Below are 16,570 nucleotides of genomic sequence, written 5' to 3' on the forward strand. Positions count from 1 at the left end.
AGAAAGGAACAACCATCGTGGACAAGAAAAAGCACGGCTCCCACGGGGGAGCGCACCATACCGAAGAGCCTGTCGCCGAAGCCTCGGCACCGACGCCCGAAACGACTCCCGCCGCCGGCGCCGACCGGGTGAAGGAGCTTGAGGAGGCCCTGGCCGCCAAGGAGGCCGAGGCGGCCGCCAACTGGGACAAGTTCGTCCGGGAGCGGGCCGATCTGGAGAACTACCGGAAGCGGACCCAGAAGGAGAAGGAAGAGCTTCTCAAGTACGGCAACGAGAGCCTCATCATGGAGATCCTCCCGGTGGTGGACAACATGGAACGGGCCCTGGATCATGTCAGCGAGGAGAGTGCCTCGGCGGTCATCGAGGGGGTCCGGATGACCCTGGGGATGCTCCAGTCCACTCTGAAGAAGTTCGGAGTCACGGCCGTGGAAGCCGAACAGGGAACCCCCTTCGATCCGGCGGTCCACCAAGCCATGTGCCAGGTGGATAGTGCCGATGTTCCGGGCAACAGCGTCGTGGAGATCTTCCAGAAGGGGTACCTCCTGAACGAGCGGCTGATCCGTCCCGCCATGGTCTCGGTATCCAAGTAGATTTTTTTCGTCGCCCCCTTGCTTTTCGCCGGGGCGATAACTAGGTTCTGTCTCAGAGACACACTAAAGGAGGAACAGTTACATGAGCAAAGTCATCGGTATCGACCTGGGTACCACCAACTCCTGCGTCGCCATCATGGAGGGGGGGGAGCCCGTTGTCATAGCCAACTCCGAAGGAAGCCGCACCACCCCGTCCATGGTGGCCTTCGCCGAGAGCGGCGAGCGGCTGGTGGGGCAGCAGGCCAAGCGCCAGGCGGTCACCAACCCGGAGAACACCCTTTTCGCCATCAAGCGCCTCATCGGCCGCAAGTTCGACACCGAAGAGGTCCGCAAGGACATTTCCATCTCCCCCTTCAAGATCGTCAAGGCCGACAACGGCGACGCCTGGGTGGATGTGCGGGGCAAGATGTACTCCCCTCCCGAGATTTCGGCCATCGTGCTCCAGAAGATGAAGAAGACCGCCGAGGACTACCTGGGGGAGACGGTCACCGACGCGGTCATCACCGTGCCGGCCTACTTCAACGACTCCCAGCGCCAGGCCACCAAGGACGCCGGCAAGATCGCGGGGCTCAACGTCCTGCGGATCATCAACGAGCCCACCGCTGCAGCCCTGGCCTATGGCCTCGACAAGAAGAAGGACGAGAAGATCGCCGTGTTCGACCTGGGGGGGGGTACCTTCGACATCTCCATCCTCGAACTGGGTGACGGGGTCTTCGAGGTGAAGTCCACCAACGGCGACACCTTCCTGGGGGGCGAGGACTTCGACCAGCGGGTCATCGACTGGATCGCCGACGAGTTCAAGAAGGAGCAGGGGATCGACCTGCGGGGGGACAAGATGGCCCTCCAGCGCCTGAAGGAGGCGGCCGAGAAGGCCAAGTGCGAGCTCTCCTCCTCCATGGAGACCGACATCAACCTGCCGTTCATAACCGCCGACGCCACCGGTCCCAAGCACCTGACCATGAAGCTTTCCCGGGCCAAGCTGGAGGCCCTCTGCGCCGAGCTCCTCGACAAGCTGGAAGGCCCCTGCCGCACCGCCCTCAAGGATGCCGGACTCTCCCCGTCCGAGGTGGACGAGGTGATCCTGGTGGGCGGCATGACCCGGATGCCGGCCGTCCAGAAGCGGGTCCAGGAGATCTTCGGCAAGGCCCCCAACAAAGGGGTGAACCCTGATGAAGTCGTTGCCATCGGCGCCGGCATCCAGGGCGGGGTCCTCCGGGGTGACGTGAAGGACGTGCTCCTGCTGGACGTGACGCCGCTCTCCCTGGGTATCGAGACCCTCGGCAGCGTCATGACCCGGCTCATCGACAAGAACACCACCATCCCCTGTCGGAAGTCCCAGGTCTTTTCCACGGCCAGCGACAACCAGCCGGCGGTCACCATCCATGTCCTCCAGGGGGAGCGGGAGATGGCCTCCGACAACAAGACTCTCGGCAACTTCGAACTGACCGGCATTCCGCCTGCACCCCGCGGCGTCCCCCAGATCGAGGTCACCTTCGACATCGACGCCAACGGCATCGTCCACGTGTCGGCCAAGGACCTCGGCACCGGCAAGGAGCAGTCGATCCGGATCACCGCCTCCTCGGGCCTCTCCAAGGAGGAGATCGACAAGATGGTCCGGGAGGCCGAGTCCCATGCGGCCGAGGACAAGAAGAAGCGGGAGCTGATCGAGGCCCGAAACCACGCCGACACCCTGGCCTACTCCACCGAGAAGTCCCTCAAGGAGTACGGCGACAAGATCGGCGACGACGGGAAGAAAAAGATCGAAGAGGCCGTGGCAGCCCTCAGGAAGGCCATGGAAGGGGACGACGTCGACGCCATCAAGCAGGCCACCGACGCCCTGACCCAGGCATCCCACAAGCTGGCCGAGGCGGTCTACGCCAAGACCCAGGCCGAGGGTGCGGCGCAGCCCGGTGCCGAGGCCGCCGGCGATACCGGCGCCAAGGGTGGCGAGAAGGTGGTTGACGCCGACTTTGAAGAAGTGAAGGACGACAAGAAGTAATCAAACATCACCGGCTGAAGGCTGAAGGGCCAGGGGCGCAGGGGGAAGCTGAATCACCCTGCCGTCTCTGGCCCTGAGCCGTTTGCCCCAAAGGATATCCCTTGGCAGAAAAACGCGACTACTACGAGGTCCTCGAAGTCCACCGCAACGCGTCGGATACCGAGATCAAAAAGGCATTCCGCAAGCTGGCAATCCAGTATCACCCGGACAAGAACTCCGGGGACAAGGAAGCCGAGGAGAAGTTCAAGGAGATCACGGAGGCCTACGAGGTCCTCTCCGACTCCCAGAAGCGGGCCCAGTACGACCAGTTCGGCCATGCCGGCCTCGGGGCAGGGGGCTTTTCCTCCGGCGGCTTCGGTGGCTTTGGCGCCGGAACCCCCTTTGGAGACATCTTTGGCGACATTTTCGGCGATATCTTCGGGGGGCGTCCAAGAGGGAGCCGGGGACGGCGGGGGGACGACCTCCAGTACAACCTGGAGCTCACCTTCGAGGAGGCCGCCTTTGGCGTGGAGAGGGAGATCCAGGTCCCCTTCGGCAAGCGGTGCGGCGAGTGCGGCGGCAGCGGCGCCAAGCCCGGCACCGAGCCCAAGGTCTGCCCCACCTGCCGCGGCGCCGGCCAGGTCCGGTTCCAGCAGGGGTTCTTCAGTGTCAGCAAGACCTGCAGCCACTGCAACGGCGAGGGACGCGTGGTGGAGAACCCGTGTCCCACCTGTCGGGGGAACGGCATGGTGCGGGACACCAAAACCCTCTCGGTAAAGGTGCCCGCCGGGGTCGAGACCGGCACCCGCCTCAAGATGACCGGCGAGGGGGGACAGGGGGCCAAGGGGGGAGGAAACGGCGATCTCTACATAGCCATTGCCGTGAAGGAGCACCCCATCTTCACCCGGGAGGAGAACGACGTCATCTGCGAGATTCCCATCAGCTTCGTCCAGGCGGCCCTGGGGTGCGAGATGGAGGTGCCGACCCTCGACGGTAAGGTCTCCATGAAGGTCCCCGAGGGGACCCAGTCGGGGAGGATCTTCCGGCTGCGGGGGAAGGGAGTTCCCCAACTCCAGGGATACGGCCGGGGCGACCAGATGGTGGTCGTCAAGGTGGAAACCCCCTCCAACCTCAACAAGCGCCAGCGGGAACTCTTGGAAGAATTCGCCCGCATCAGCGGCGAGGATGCCCACCCCATGAAGAAGAATTTCTTCGACAAGGTCATGGACCTCTTCAGCTGACCCGCCAACGACTGCGGCCGCCATCCCCTCCGGATGGCGGCCGCGCTTTTTTGTTCAGCTCTCTCTTCCTGCTCTTCAACTGATCCCGCTCACCCCGCAAGGGGATAGCTCGCCTCGCGCCGGTGGATGGCTCCCTTTGCCGTAAGGATGCTCGAATAGAGGTGGAATGCGTCGACCGTGAACGGTTCGCAGTGGAAGGAGGCATGTTGCGCCAGAAAGGAGGCGACGTCTCCCTCCCGGTGTTCCCGCAGTCGGGCCAGGGTGATGTGGGGGGAGAAGGGGCGCTCTTCCGACGGGATTCCGGCCGTCACTACCGCTGCCTCTACCTTTTGCTGAAGCCGTTTGAGGGGGTCGCCGCCGCTGAGTCCCACCCAGAGAACCCGCGGGCGCCGGGGGGAAGGGAAGCAGCCCACCCCCTGGACGGAAAGAGGGAAGGGGGGAGAGGTGATTTCCGCCAGGCCGCGGCGGATCGCCGCGTTGACGGCATCGTCCGCCTCCCCGATGAACCGGAGGGTCAGGTGGAGCTGGTCCGGCGGCAGCCACCGCACTCCTGTGACTCCCCGGCAGATGTCTGCCACCGACTGTCTGACCTCGTCCAGAAGATCGATTGCCACGAACAGGCGCATGACGCGCTTCCTTTCCGCTCTGTCAGCGGGCAGCGATGCGCTGGTCGGCTCCGGACGCTCTTGCCCTGAAGCGCCCGCCTGACCCGGAAATCACTGTGCCGAAGGGCTCCGACAGCCGGCTCAGCCGCTCAATAACCTCCGCTCCCTTGCGCCCCGAAAGGATGCCGGGCTGGTAGCGGGTCTCCCCATAGAGAACGTTCAGGGGGATCAAGTCCACCGCGCACCCGTCATCGGATAGGGTCAGCCGCGCCATGACGCTCCGGTCGGCGGCGATGCTCCGGCTGCCGAAGGCGAAGTTGCCGAGGCTGTAGAGAATCGGCTTTCCCCAGTAGAATTCGAGTCCCTGCAGCACGTGGGGATGGTGGCCGATGATAGCGTCGGCGCCGGCATCAATGGCCAGTCGGGCAGTCTCCATCTGGTACTGCTTCGGAAACTCCGCCCGCTCCGCCCCCCAGTGGAACGAGACCACCACGTAATCCGCCTCAGTCTTCACCCGCCGAATATCCTCTCGGATGTAAGGCGCGTAGCCGGGGGCGGTACCGGCCCGGTTCGCGCCGGCAAAGAACTCCGCCGGAAAGGTGAGGGAATAGGCGAGGAAGGCGACCCGCTTCCCCCGCACAAGGACCATCGCCTCCCGGCGGGCCTCGGCCAGGGACTCCCCGGCGCCCGTGTGGACAATGCCGTGGCGGGAGAGGGTAGCCAGGGTGTCCTGGAGCCCCTCATCCCCGTAATCCATCATGTGGTTGTTGGCCAGGGTGAGGACCGAGAAGCCGGCCCGTTTCAAGGCTGCAGCGGCGATGGGGTTTGTCCGGAAGCGGTATGTCTTGTCCCTGAACTCGCTCCCCCGCCGCGTGAGGGGGGCCTCAAGGTTCCCCATGGCGATGTCGCCCCGCCGAAGCTCCTGGGCCGTCTTTGCGAAGGGGTGGTCGTATCCCGACCGGGAGAGGGTCGGTGTGGCGCTGCCGGCGAGCATGATGTCGCCGACGCAGGTGATGACGATTCCCTCGGCGCCGAAGGCTGGGATGGCAAGGAGGGTGACGATGGCGGCAAGCATAAGCCGGACTTGGCGCATGGGAGCTCCGAGGGGGAAAACGGTTGACTCTTGGGGATACGGATGCTAAGAACTATAGCTTTAATGCCTGAAAAGTAAAGGACTTATCCATGCTTGACCCCAAACACCTGCGGGAAAATTTCGAGTTTGTCGAACAGCGTCTTGCCACCCGGGGTGGCGCGGTGACCTTGGACCGGTTCCGGGAGCTGGACTCCCGCCGTCGCGAGCTCCTTCGCGAAGCCGAATCCCTCAAGGCGGTGCGCAATGCCGCCTCCGAAGAGATCAGCAGGATCAAAGACAAGAGCCAGGCCCAGCCCCGCATCGCAGAGATGCGCGAAGTCTCCGCCAGAATCAAGGCCCTCGATGAGGAGCTCCGGGGGGTCGACGACGAACTCCAGGCGGTCCTCCTGACGATCCCCAATATTCCCCACGAATCGGTGTCGGTCGGTGCCTCCGAGGCCGACAATCGGGAGGTGCGGAAGTGGGGCGAGCCTCCCCGCTTCGGGTTCACTCCGAAGCCCCACTGGGAGGTGGGGGAAGGTCTCGGTATCCTCGATTTCGAGCGGGGGGCCAAACTCACCGGCGCCCGCTTCACCCTCTACCGCGGTGCCGGTGCCCGGCTTGAGCGGGCGCTCATCAACTTCATGCTCGACCTCCATACGGAGCGGCACGGCTACGAGGAAACTCTCCCGCCGTTCATGGTCAACCGCGAAAGCATGACCGGCACCGGCCAACTCCCCAAGTTCGAGGAAGACCTCTTTCGCCTGGCTGACACCGACTACTACCTGATCCCCACCGCCGAGGTGCCGGTAACCAATATCCACCGAGGGGAGATTTTGAAGGGGAGTGATCTCCCCATCTCCTACACCGCCTACACCCCCTGCTTCCGGAAGGAGGCGGGCTCCTACGGTAAGGACGTGCGGGGGTTGATCCGCCAGCACCAGTTCAACAAGGTGGAACTGGTCAAGTTCACCCATCCCTCCACCTCCTATGTGGAGTTGGAACGGCTTCTTGCCAATGCCGAGGAGGTGCTCCGCCAGCTCGGTCTCCACTACCGGGTGGTGGAGCTCTGCACCGGCGATATGGGATTCTCGGCCGCCAAGACCTATGACATCGAGGTGTGGCTCCCGGCCCAGGATACCTACCGGGAGATTTCGTCATGCAGCAACTTCGAGGACTTCCAGGCTCGCCGGGCATCGATACGCTTCCGTGAGGACGACAAGGCCAAGCCCGAATTCGTCCATACCCTGAACGGCTCAGGGCTTGCTGTTGGCCGGACCCTGGTTGCCATCCTTGAGAATTACCAGCAGGAGGACGGTACCGTGGTGGTTCCCGAGGTGTTGAGGCCCTATATGGGAGGATGTTCAAGCATCGGCCGTTAGGAGTGGTGAAAAAATTAATTGCGTGACCCCGGAAAGTATGCTAAACAGAACGTTCCGTGTGGCTACGTATGGCGGATAATTAGGTTGGATCGGTTGGACTCCCGGAGGAGTGGCCGAGTGGTTTAAGGCGGCGGTCTTGAAAACCGTTGAACGAAAGTTCCGTGGGTTCGAATCCTACCTCCTCCGCCATTATCAGATATGAGTTTAAGGGAGAGATGGCCGAGTAGGTCGAAGGCGCTCGCCTGCTAAGCGAGTATACTGGGAAACCGGTATCGAGGGTTCGAATCCCTCTCTCTCCGCCAGTTGACAGCGCGACGGCGGTGCCGGCGCGATTCGGATTTAGGAGGCCTTGTGGGGTCGGTTTTCAGGCTCTTTGTGGTAGTTGCCATGGTAATGGCAGCGGTTGCTGGCTGCAGCAAGAAGGAAGAAGCAAAGCCTGAGGGAATGGCATCCCCCCATGGGGAGGCGGCAACAAAAAAGAAAGAATCGGTAGTTGTCGTCCCTGAAAGCGTCAAAGGGAAGTGGAAAGCGGTCAAGATCGCCGTCACGGATAAGGGTGACAACAAGGAAACCGTCTACACGGTAAATATCGGCTCTCAGCTTGCAATTCCCGGTTCGGGCCTTACCATTGCGGTGGACACGTTCCTCCCCCAATTTACCATGGATGGAACGACGCTGACGTCCCAGTCCAATGAGCCGAAAAACCCGGCAGCCCAGATTCGGATCCTTGAAGGTGGAAAAGAAGTTTTCAAGGGATGGCTTTTTTCGCTGTATCCGACGACCCATTCATTCAGTCATCCCAAGTACGGTTTTACGCTGGTGGATTTCATTCCCGCCAGTTAATGCATGCGCGCTCGTAGCTCAGCTGGATAGAGCACCAGACTACGAATCTGGGGGTCAGGAGTTCGAATCTCTTCGAGCGCGCCATTTTTACACGAGGGGTTACGGCAAGAGCCGTAACCCCTCTTCTTTTCAGGCGTGGGTCGCCCACCCGGCAGCGGGGATCGACTGTGCGATGAATGTGGTCGAAATGGTATGAAACCTGCTAATCTTATCATTGTGAGTTGTTCACAGCTACAGTTCTTTTGATGGAGTCATATGTGAAATTCGTTATCCCATACATGCGGCGCCGGATTGTTGCCGTTGCGGCGTGCGGTATTCTTTTCCTGCTGCCCGTTCTGCCAGGATGTAAGTTCAACAAGGCACAACAGGAGAACAGTCGTTCCGTTGAGACACTGGAACCAACGGCGATTGACGGAAAGATGACGGTTGCTCCTCCTCCCCAACCAGAGGCACCGCGCTTTAAACCTGTTTCCAGCTCGAGAGTTGCCACGCCGAAGAACCGGTACCGGACCGGCGAGAACCCCGAGGTGGCCGCACAGGCCGGATGGCCCGTGAAGAGCCCCAACCCGTTGCCGGGGGCGATCCTTCCCGCTAGGCGCATCGTTGCCTATTACGGAAATCCGCTTTCAAAGAGGATGGGGGCACTGGGCGAGCATCCGAAGGATGACATGCTGCGGCGCTTGAAGGAAGAGGTGTCCCGATGGGAAAAGGCTGACCCCTCGAAGCCGGTGCAACCGGCCCTTCATCTTATTGCAGTGGTAGCCCAGGGTGGCCCTGGCAAGAGCGGCAAATACCGGATGGTCATGCCGGATGACGTGGTGAATCAGGTGCATGGTTGGGCGCGGGAGGCCAATGCCCTCATGTTCATCGATATCCAGACGGGGCACGAGAACATCAGGACGCTTCTGCCGCGCTTCGAGTGGATCCTGAAAAATCCCGACGTTCATCTGGGAATCGATCCCGAATTTAACCTTGTCAAAAGCGGGGCGAAGCCGGGGACGAAAATCGGCACCTACGATGCTGCCGATATCAACTACGTCACCGAGTATCTCAGCCGTCTGGTAAAGACCAATAACCTCCCTCCCAAGGTGCTGACGGTACATCGCTTTACCCGCAACGGCGTCACCAATGCACGCAAAATCACCCTCCGACCTGAAGTGCAGATCGTCATGCACATGGACGGCTGGGGTGCACCTTCACTGAAGCGCGATTCCTACGCCGACTATATCGTGGCAGAGCCGGTCCAGTATACGGGGTTCAAGCTCTTCTACCACAATGACACCAAGAAGGGAGACCCGATGATGACCCCTCGCGAGGTGCTCCTGTTGGATCCGAAGCCCTTGTACGTTCAGTATCAATAACCGACGGAGAGGAACCGGACCGGATGGTTCGTCGTAAAGCCGAGGGAGTGCGGGACGACAGCTACTGGATGGGGAAGGCCCTGCGGGAGGCGGAAAAGGCCGCTGCCCGGGACGAGGTCCCTATTGGAGCTGTCGTTGTCAGAAATGGCACAGTAATCGGTCGTGGGCACAACCTGCGGGAAAATAAGCAGGACCCCTCGGCCCACGCCGAGATGATAGCCATTCGCCAGGCTGCCAGGCGACTCGGGTGCTGGCGCCTTACGGGATGCGTTCTCTACGTGACCTTGGAGCCGTGTCTCATGTGCATGGGGGCCGTCATTCTCTCCCGGTTTGACCGGGTGGTCTTTGGCTGCCATGACCCCAAGGGTGGCGCGGCCGGCTCCCTCTACGACCTCTCCGATGACCGTCGGCTCAATCATCGGGTTGAACTCACTCCCCGGGTGCGGGAAGAGGAGTGCTCGACGATTCTGAGCGGTTTTTTCGCCGATCTGCGCAAACGGAAAAAAGGTGCCCGTCAGGCATCGCCCCTCTAATCTCCTTCCTGCAACCCCTTTCCTCCTGTTCACGACAATCCACTGCGCGCAAAATCGCCCTTGCGGAGAGGGAAGAGTGGGATTACACTTTGGTGACTCCCCATTACTGCAATTCACGCCAGATACGTTCGGCTTCCGCCACCCCCACAATGAGAACAAGGAGGGAATGCATGAAGAGGATTGGTGTTGTACTTTCCGGCTGTGGTGTTTACGACGGTAGCGAGATTCACGAGGCGGTTCTTACGTTGCTCGCCATTGACCGAAATGGTGCCGAGGCGGTATGTCTGGCTCCCGACATGGAATTCCGCGAAGTGAATCATCTCACCTCCCAGGAGACCGGCGCTACCCGCAATACCCTTGTGGAGTCGGCCCGGATCGCGCGGGGCAAAATCAGGAACGTGGCTGAGATTGCGGCTGTCGACCTGGATGCTGTCATCTTCCCCGGCGGCTATGGGGCAGCAAAAAACCTCTGCAATTTCGCTGAAAAAGGGGCAAGTGCCTCCATTCATCCCGAGGTGGCGAGGCTTATACGGGAGATGGCCGTTGCGAAGAAGCCCATTGGGGCCATCTGCATCGCCCCAGCACTGATTGCCGCAACCCTTGGCCATGACTATAGGCCGAAGCTGACCATCGGGACCGATGCCGGCACTGCGGCGGCCATTGCCGAAACCGGCAGTGAGCATGTCACGTGCCCGGTGACGGAATTTGTGGTGGACCGGGAACACAGAATTGTCAGTACCCCTGCCTACATGCTCGCCAACCGCATATCCGAGTCGGCCGAGGGAATAGAAAAGACCGTGAAAGCGGTCATCGACATGGCGTGAGGACGGTTCGCCAGCATATCTGATCAAGGAGGAGAAAGGGATGAAGCGATTGTTGATTGTGGCAGGGATTGCTGTGGCTGTTGCCGGCATCAGCGGCACCGCCCTGGCCGACAGCATCAAGGGGAGGATTGGCATCACGGGGCGGCTCGGATTCATTGTCCCCGCTGAGAGTGATTTCGATGACCGCAAGCTGGAGACGGATGTCGGATTCATCGGCGGCGGAGGGGTGATCTATGGCATTACCGACAACGTGGCGGCTGAGATCGAGGTGACCCATACCGAATTCGGCTCGAACCGGGTTTCGGGGGGGGACGAGGGAGACTTTGAGGTCGTGAACATTTCCCTGGGGGGGCACTATCGTTTCCTGCTGCCGCAGTCCAAGTTCGTCCCTTACGCAGGGGGGGGACTCGACGTCCTGCTGAGTGATTATACTCGTCCTTCGGGAACAAAGGCCCATGTGGACACGGGCGTGGGGGTACATATCAACGGCGGCGTTGACTACTTTGTCACCAGGCAGCTTGTTTTGAACGCCGAGGTCAAGGGAGTTATTGCCCCCGAGGTCGACATGTCGGCGGAAGGCAGATCAGGAAATTTTGACCCGAGCGGCGTTGCCAGTACCGTCGGGGTAAGATTTTTCTTCAATTAGCATCATTTTCGGAGGGGCGGTCCTGGCCGCCCTTTCGAAACCTCCCTCCTTTTTTGCAGCGCTACGAAAATGTGACGGGGCACTTCGCATCGCTGCAAAATGCTCCGTTCCCCGACACCATCCTCGCACCATCTGCAAATGCCCGCCGCGTAACGATCCGCAGGATAATAGAAATATAATGTAGCCTGATACGCTGCAAAATACGAAAGCGTAGTAAAATAATATACACATGTGAAGCGTTGTCCGAACTGCCTGTAACTACTGAGCAAAAGCCCATGGATGCGGAGTGTGTAACTGCTGGCACGATTTGTGTAGATTAATCTATGCAAAACGCCATTCATTGCATAGCCAGCATTGCGGGGAATTATCCCGACTCGTTAGACGCACAAGAGGGAAAAGTAGACAGAGGGGTGGGATTATGGACACGACAGTCATCGATGAGGCCATTGACAAGTACGTGAACGAACGGATGAAAACAGGGAAGAAGTCGGCTACGGACCGGTTTATCGCCTATGCATACCTGAAATATGCAGGGGACGAGCTGACCGAATTCCTCAAGAAGGTGCGGGGGCTCTCCCGCTACTATGTTGACTTCCTGACGCTCATGGAAAACCCCTTCAAGGGGCCGGAACTGGCGTGGCTTGCCTCCATGATCACGGTGGGGGTTGTCTCCTGTTACATGATGGGAAATGAGGAGACCCGCACTGCCGGAATTTTCATTTTCTCCGGCACACTGGTCCACGCCTTTTCTCTGCTTCGGATGGTTGCGAAGAAGTGGCGCGAGATCGGGGTCATGATCGCCATCTACCGGGAGATCATCGAGATCGTCGAAGGGGAAGCAAAAACCTTGGCGTAAGGTCGAAAAGGGTGCCCGCAGCGATGGTTGCGGAGATTCAGACTACGTTTCTGTTGGAGGGCGGCTGTGTGCCGCCCTTTTTTAGTGCCGAGAAGAAGATGGTGGGCTCTCCTTCAGGTCGAAGATCGGGAAGATGCGGGAAAGGAGCCAGAAGAGGGCGAAGGGGATAGAGCCCACCATGAGGGCGCCGAAGAGCCCCTCCTTGAAGGTCTCCATGTCGTGGGGCCAGATCGGCATGTGGTAGTGCATGAACCCGGCAAAGGAGGCGGAGAAGGCCTGGCCGCCAATGACCACGTTCCACCGCATCATGAAGACCCCGAAGAGGACGAGGATCGTCCCGACCACGGCCCGGCGGACCGTGAGACCCGGCAGGAGGAAGAGGATGAAGGGGACCAGGTTTCCGAGCCCGTACTGGAGGATGAAGATGGCGGTGAAGTCCTTGCCGTAGATGACGCTCCGGAGGATGTCCCACGACTTGACCGCCGTATACCCCCGGAAGATCAGGTCGAGAAGCTCCAGGGTGATGGCGAGAATGAGGAACATGATGAGATACCTGGAGGTCATCGTCACCACCTGGGTCTCCACCCCCCCCAGTTCGCCAGGGGAGGGGAGGGAGGGGTTCTCCTTCCGCCGCCAGGTAATGATGAGTTTTCTCAGCTCCATGGTGATGACGTAGGTAAGGATGCAGAGGGCGATCCCCGAGACCACCGCCGAGCATATGAAGATGACCGGCATGAGCGGCGTCATCCAGAGGGCGTTGGCCTTCACCGAGCCGAAGATGAAGCCGGCGTAGCCATGGAGAAAGCAGGCCACGGGAATGCCGACCGCGGCCAGGATCTTCACCGCCTTCTCGTCCTGCTCCAGGGCGTGGTGGCTCACGTCCCAGGCCCCCATCACGAGGATCGAGTAGAGGCTCATGAGGACGGTTTCGGAGAGAGTGCGATTGGGCTTCTGGCGCAGCTTCAAGGCGGTGGTGACGAAGTAACCACGGTAGACGAACCAGAGTTCCGAGGCGACGATCATCCCGTAGGTGAGGAAGACGATCCCGAAGGCGGCGATGGCCGAGGTGAAGTGGGGGGTCATGAGGACATTGAGGTTCCGCTGGGGCTGCTGGAGGTGGAGGAGGAGCGGCATGGGGGCGCAGGGGAGCAGGGCGAAGGAAAAGACCAGGGAGAAACGGGCGATCTCCTTCAGCTTCGTGACTCCGAAGACGTGGTAGAGGGACGACAGCACGAAGGCCCCGGCCACGAGGCCGGTGAGGAACGGATACATGACGATCTGGATGGTCCAGTAGATGTACTCGTTGGGATAGACGAAGAGCTCCTTGACGGTCCAGGCTTCCCCATGCAGCATGGCTAGCGTACCTCCTTGGACAGGCCGATGTAGTAGACCTGGGGCTTGGTTCCGTACTCCTCCTTGAGGATGCCGACCCGCTCGGTCATGATGACCTTGGTGACCGGGTCATTGGGGTCCCGGAGGTTTCCGATCTGCCGGGCCCCGAAGGGGCAGGCGTCGACGCAGGCCGACTTCATCCCCTTGCTGATTCGGTGGTAGCAGAAGTTGCATTTCTCCGCTGTCTTGTGGACCGGGTGGAAGAAGCGGACCCCGTAGGGGCACCCCATGATGCAGTAGCCGCAGCCGATGCACCACTTCCGGTCCACGAGCACCACCCCGTCGGCGGTGGAGTAGGTGGCCCCCACGGGGCAGACCTGGACGCAGGGGGGATTCTCGCACTGGTTGCAGAGCTTCGGCACAAAGAAGGCCTTCTCGATCTCCTCGTCCTTCACCTCCCGGAACTTCCCTTCCCCCACTTCGATTTTCTTCGTGGTGAAGCCATCCCGGGCCGCCTTGGGGGAGTCGATCAGAACTTCGCCGTCCTTCTTCACCACATAGCGCTCCACCCAGGTGCGGGAGACATTGGCCTCATAGGGGACCTCGTTCTCCAGCTTGCACGCCTTGACGCAGAAGCCGCAGCCGACGCACTTGTAGGCATCCACCAGGAAGGCCCAGCGGAGGTCCGGCTTCGCCGCCAGAAGCTGTTTCGGGTCGATGAGGTGCAGGGCCGCCGCCGGCACCGCCATGCCAGCCACGACAACCATGCTCCGCTTGAGAAACTCGCGTCTATTCATGGCGTTTCAACTCCTCCAGGTTCGGGTGGTGGGGGTCGTGGCAGAGGCTGCATTCGGCCTCGGGGTTGTGGGTCTCGGGATCGATACCTCGGATCTTCGACCTGCCGCTGGATGGCGTGACGAGCTTGGCGTGGCACCGGATGCAGAGCTTGCGGCTGCGGTCGATGGTGAGGGTTGGCGGGTCTTTCGGGTGGTCCAGGGCCGGGCCGTGACAGTTTTCACACTGCAGGACGCCGTGGGGGGAGCGGCCGATGCTCTCCACCTTCTTCCCGTGGCATTCCTTGCAGTAGGCCTTGGTCTTGTACTTGACCGAGACCTTCTTCCACTCCTCCTCGTTTCCCTTGCGGTGCCAGCCGTACATGTAGCCCCGCTCTCCGATGCCGAAATCCGCGGGAACCACGAAGGCCCTGGCAACGAGGATGAGGATGACGAGACCGAGAGCTACGAACAGGGGGCGCCAGACATGACTTTTCACCGGGTTGCCTCCTTGAGAGATGTTGAAGGAAAAGCTGATCGTTAAACCGGTTTTGATGTTGTGTTTTGTTGATTGTATAAGTAGTGAAAGGCTATTGCAATAGGCTGGCTTGCAAATTTGTTGAAAAATATAACAGCGTTATTTTATTTTAATGCTGCACGTCCCCTTCCCGATCTTTGGCGCACTCTCGGTGGCAACTATTCTGATCTCGCCGTTTCCCATGTCGTAGACCCAGCCGTTAAGGGTCAGTTTTCCCTCTTCCACGGCCCTGCGGACAAAGGGGTATTCGCGCAGGTGCTCCAGTTGGAGGCGGACGTTCTCCTCCACGATCAGCTTCATCCGCTGCTCATGGGGAATGTCGATGTGCAGCGCCCGGAGCTTTTCATCGACCCGTTCCTTTGCCTTGTAGGCGTTGATGAGCCAGATGGGGATGTACTTGTCGTCGCTGTTTTCCTCGTCGAGGGCCTGAATGCCGCCGCAGCCGTAGTGGCCGCAGATGACGATGTCGGGAATCTTCAGATGATTGATGGAGAATTCCAGGACAGCGGAGAGGTTCCAGTCGTTGGCGGCAACGATATTCCCCACGTTGCGGTGGACGAAGACCTCGCCGGCCTTGGTCTGGGTGATGGTGTTGACCGGCACCCGCGAGTCGGAGCAACCGATCCAGAGAACCGTCGGTTTCTGCCCCCGCGTCAGTTCGACAAACAACTCCTTCTCCTTCTCGAACGTTTCGGCCACGAAGCGCCGGTTTCCTTCCAGAAGCGTAGTAATCACGGAATACCCCCCTCATCCCGCATGGCCCGGAGGGTGTCGAGGATCGCGGCGGGCTCCAGGCGCCGGGTATAGTCTGCATCCACAAAGGAAAGCCGGACGGTCATGGTCCGGTCGATGACGAAAGTGCCGGGGAGAGGGAGTTCCCAGGAGTCGTCGCCGTTGTACTCGGCCAGGTCGACGCCGAAGCCCTGGTAAATCCGCCGCACCTCGGCGCCCACCGGGTAGACGAGGCCGAAACGTTGCGCGACACGGTTCCCCACGTCGCTCAAAACCTCGTATTCGAGGAAGTTCTTGAGGAGGGTCGCCTGGGTCTTGTCAGGGGTCTGGGGAGAGATGGCGAGGAGCTCTCCCCCCAGTAACTTGAGCTGAGGGAGGATTTTCTGATAGGCCCGCAACTGCAGGCTGCAGTAGGGTCACCAGGCTCCGCGGTAGAAGGTGATTACCGACGGACCCCGGGCTGTGACTGACGAGAGGCGGACTTCCCGCCCCACGGCGTTGGGGAGGGCAAAATCCGGTGCAGGGGAGCCCACGTGCAGTGCCCGTTCCACAATCCCGGTGCGGATGAGTTCCTCCGCAGACCGCTCCATGGCGGTAACGACGTCGGGAGATGCCGTTGCCCTGAAGTTTTCCCGAATCGCGTCAAGCTCCTTCTGGAGCTCGAAAATGAAGGTCGGCTGCTCACCGTCCATGGGCCGCCTCCCGTGCAGGGGCCGACAGGCACTGCGTAGTCTGAACTGGGTGTGGCGGAACAGTTCTCTGTCGGCCGGGCTGGAAGAATGCAAACGGTGCCCCTGGGCACCGGTCATGGGCGAATTCCGGTCAGGCGACCCGGGAGAGGTTATTTTCCCGCCGGCGCCGTTCGGGGCCGCCATAGGATGGGTCGCCGCTGTGGCGGACCTGGTCGCGACTGACGGCCACCCATTCGTTGCCCCGGTGAAAGGCGGAAATTTTGCCCGTGGCGATGTACTCCTCAAGGCGCCACGCCTTCACCATGTCGTAGGTGTTGTCCTGATATCTGACCCGTATGAGCATCCGCGCCACCCCCTGGAAAGAAGATTGGTCGGAACGGTCGGCTATGGTCACATTTTAACAGCGAAGGAGTGGGTGTCAATCGGCGGGCCATTCTCCCCGATAGGCGTTCCTGATCCCGGGATTGTTCGCTACCCGTCCCTCTTGAAATGGCTTGAGAACGGCGTTTCCGGGGGGAGGCCGCAGTCATTCCGCACCATGCAACCCTTTAGAATTATTCCTAAAGATTTCC

The 16,570-nt window shown here is 60.6% G+C and carries 18 protein-coding genes and 3 tRNA genes; 13 read left to right on the top strand and 8 right to left on the bottom strand.

Annotation, left to right across the window (positions count from 1 at the left end; genetic code table 11):
- The first annotated feature begins 17 nt into the window (after positions 1–17).
- The 3 genes from grpE to dnaJ all read left to right on the top strand — a co-directional run bounded on the left by grpE (position 18) and on the right by dnaJ (position 3,809).
- Complete coding sequence (grpE, locus tag KI811_RS09580; protein WP_214186252.1) at positions 18–590, top strand: nucleotide exchange factor GrpE; 573 nt, start codon at positions 18–20, stop codon at positions 588–590.
- An 82-nt stretch (positions 591–672) separates the two neighbouring features.
- A complete protein-coding gene (dnaK, locus tag KI811_RS09585) occupies positions 673–2,589 on the top strand; it encodes a molecular chaperone DnaK (RefSeq protein WP_214186253.1) in 1,917 nt (638 codons plus the stop codon).
- A gap of 101 nt (positions 2,590–2,690) precedes the next feature.
- Positions 2,691–3,809, top strand: a complete 1,119-nt coding sequence (dnaJ, locus tag KI811_RS09590) for a molecular chaperone DnaJ (RefSeq protein WP_214186254.1) — start codon at positions 2,691–2,693, stop codon at positions 3,807–3,809.
- A gap of 89 nt (positions 3,810–3,898) precedes the next feature.
- Here dnaJ and thpR read toward each other — a convergent pair whose 3' ends face one another.
- Entirely contained in the window at positions 3,899–4,435 is a 537-nt protein-coding gene (gene thpR, locus KI811_RS09595) for an RNA 2',3'-cyclic phosphodiesterase (RefSeq protein ID WP_214186255.1), read from the bottom strand.
- Between the two features lie 22 nt (positions 4,436–4,457).
- Entirely contained in the window at positions 4,458–5,507 is a 1,050-nt protein-coding gene (locus tag KI811_RS09600; RefSeq protein WP_214186256.1) for a CapA family protein, read from the bottom strand.
- A gap of 89 nt (positions 5,508–5,596) precedes the next feature.
- On the opposite strand from KI811_RS09600, the gene serS reads away from it, so the two are divergent.
- The 10 genes from serS to KI811_RS09650 all read left to right on the top strand — a co-directional run bounded on the left by serS (position 5,597) and on the right by KI811_RS09650 (position 11,931).
- The gene (gene serS, locus KI811_RS09605; RefSeq protein WP_214186259.1) at positions 5,597–6,868 is read left to right on the top strand and encodes a serine--tRNA ligase; all 1,272 of its coding nucleotides are present in this window, start codon (positions 5,597–5,599) and stop codon (positions 6,866–6,868) included.
- 103 nt (positions 6,869–6,971) lie between these two features.
- Positions 6,972–7,057 (top strand) — tRNA-Ser (locus KI811_RS09610).
- Between the two features lie 20 nt (positions 7,058–7,077).
- Positions 7,078–7,170 (top strand) — tRNA-Ser (locus KI811_RS09615).
- A 49-nt stretch (positions 7,171–7,219) separates the two neighbouring features.
- The gene (locus KI811_RS09620; RefSeq protein ID WP_214186260.1) at positions 7,220–7,711 is read left to right on the top strand and encodes a DUF2155 domain-containing protein; all 492 of its coding nucleotides are present in this window, start codon (positions 7,220–7,222) and stop codon (positions 7,709–7,711) included.
- Positions 7,712–7,718: 7 nt separating this feature from the next.
- A tRNA-Arg gene (locus KI811_RS09625) sits at positions 7,719–7,795 on the top strand.
- Between the two features lie 173 nt (positions 7,796–7,968).
- Positions 7,969–9,072: a hypothetical protein gene (locus tag KI811_RS09630; protein ID WP_214186261.1), complete on the top strand. Its 1,104-nt coding sequence runs from the start codon at positions 7,969–7,971 to the stop codon at positions 9,070–9,072.
- Positions 9,073–9,095: 23 nt separating this feature from the next.
- Positions 9,096–9,605 carry a tRNA adenosine(34) deaminase TadA gene (tadA, locus tag KI811_RS09635; protein ID WP_214186262.1) on the top strand — a complete coding sequence of 170 codons (510 nt, stop codon included), beginning with the start codon at positions 9,096–9,098 and terminating at the stop codon, positions 9,603–9,605.
- Between the two features lie 170 nt (positions 9,606–9,775).
- Complete coding sequence (gene elbB, locus KI811_RS09640; RefSeq protein WP_214186263.1) at positions 9,776–10,429, top strand: isoprenoid biosynthesis glyoxalase ElbB; 654 nt, start codon at positions 9,776–9,778, stop codon at positions 10,427–10,429.
- A 40-nt stretch (positions 10,430–10,469) separates the two neighbouring features.
- Entirely contained in the window at positions 10,470–11,075 is a 606-nt protein-coding gene (locus KI811_RS09645; RefSeq protein WP_214186264.1) for an OmpW family outer membrane protein, read from the top strand.
- A gap of 418 nt (positions 11,076–11,493) precedes the next feature.
- On the top strand, positions 11,494–11,931 hold the full coding sequence (locus tag KI811_RS09650; RefSeq protein WP_214186265.1) for a GSU0071 family protein: 438 nt from the start codon (positions 11,494–11,496) through the stop codon (positions 11,929–11,931).
- 81 nt (positions 11,932–12,012) lie between these two features.
- Here KI811_RS09650 and nrfD read toward each other — a convergent pair whose 3' ends face one another.
- The 6 genes from nrfD to KI811_RS09680 all read right to left on the bottom strand — a co-directional run bounded on the left by nrfD (position 12,013) and on the right by KI811_RS09680 (position 16,341).
- Entirely contained in the window at positions 12,013–13,284 is a 1,272-nt protein-coding gene (gene nrfD, locus KI811_RS09655) for an NrfD/PsrC family molybdoenzyme membrane anchor subunit (protein WP_214186266.1), read from the bottom strand.
- Between the two features lie 2 nt (positions 13,285–13,286).
- The gene (locus KI811_RS09660; protein WP_214186267.1) at positions 13,287–14,060 is read right to left on the bottom strand and encodes a 4Fe-4S dicluster domain-containing protein; all 774 of its coding nucleotides are present in this window, start codon (positions 14,058–14,060) and stop codon (positions 13,287–13,289) included.
- The gene (locus tag KI811_RS09665) at positions 14,053–14,535 is read right to left on the bottom strand and encodes a cytochrome c3 family protein (protein WP_214186268.1); all 483 of its coding nucleotides are present in this window, start codon (positions 14,533–14,535) and stop codon (positions 14,053–14,055) included. Before KI811_RS09665 ends, KI811_RS09660 begins: the two co-directional genes overlap by 8 nt.
- 138 nt (positions 14,536–14,673) lie before the next feature.
- A complete protein-coding gene (locus KI811_RS09670) occupies positions 14,674–15,309 on the bottom strand; it encodes a carbonic anhydrase (protein WP_214186269.1) in 636 nt (211 codons plus the stop codon).
- Entirely contained in the window at positions 15,306–15,998 is a 693-nt protein-coding gene (locus tag KI811_RS09675) for a peroxiredoxin-like family protein (RefSeq protein WP_214186270.1), read from the bottom strand. Before KI811_RS09675 ends, KI811_RS09670 begins: the two co-directional genes overlap by 4 nt.
- Positions 15,999–16,128: 130 nt before the next feature.
- Positions 16,129–16,341: a GSU3473 family protein gene (locus KI811_RS09680; protein WP_214186271.1), complete on the bottom strand. Its 213-nt coding sequence runs from the start codon at positions 16,339–16,341 to the stop codon at positions 16,129–16,131.
- Positions 16,342–16,570 lie beyond the last annotated feature (229 nt).

This window comes from Geobacter hydrogenophilus (genome assembly GCF_018501225.1).
In the GTDB taxonomy this organism is placed as follows: domain Bacteria; phylum Desulfobacterota; class Desulfuromonadia; order Geobacterales; family Geobacteraceae; genus Geobacter; species Geobacter hydrogenophilus.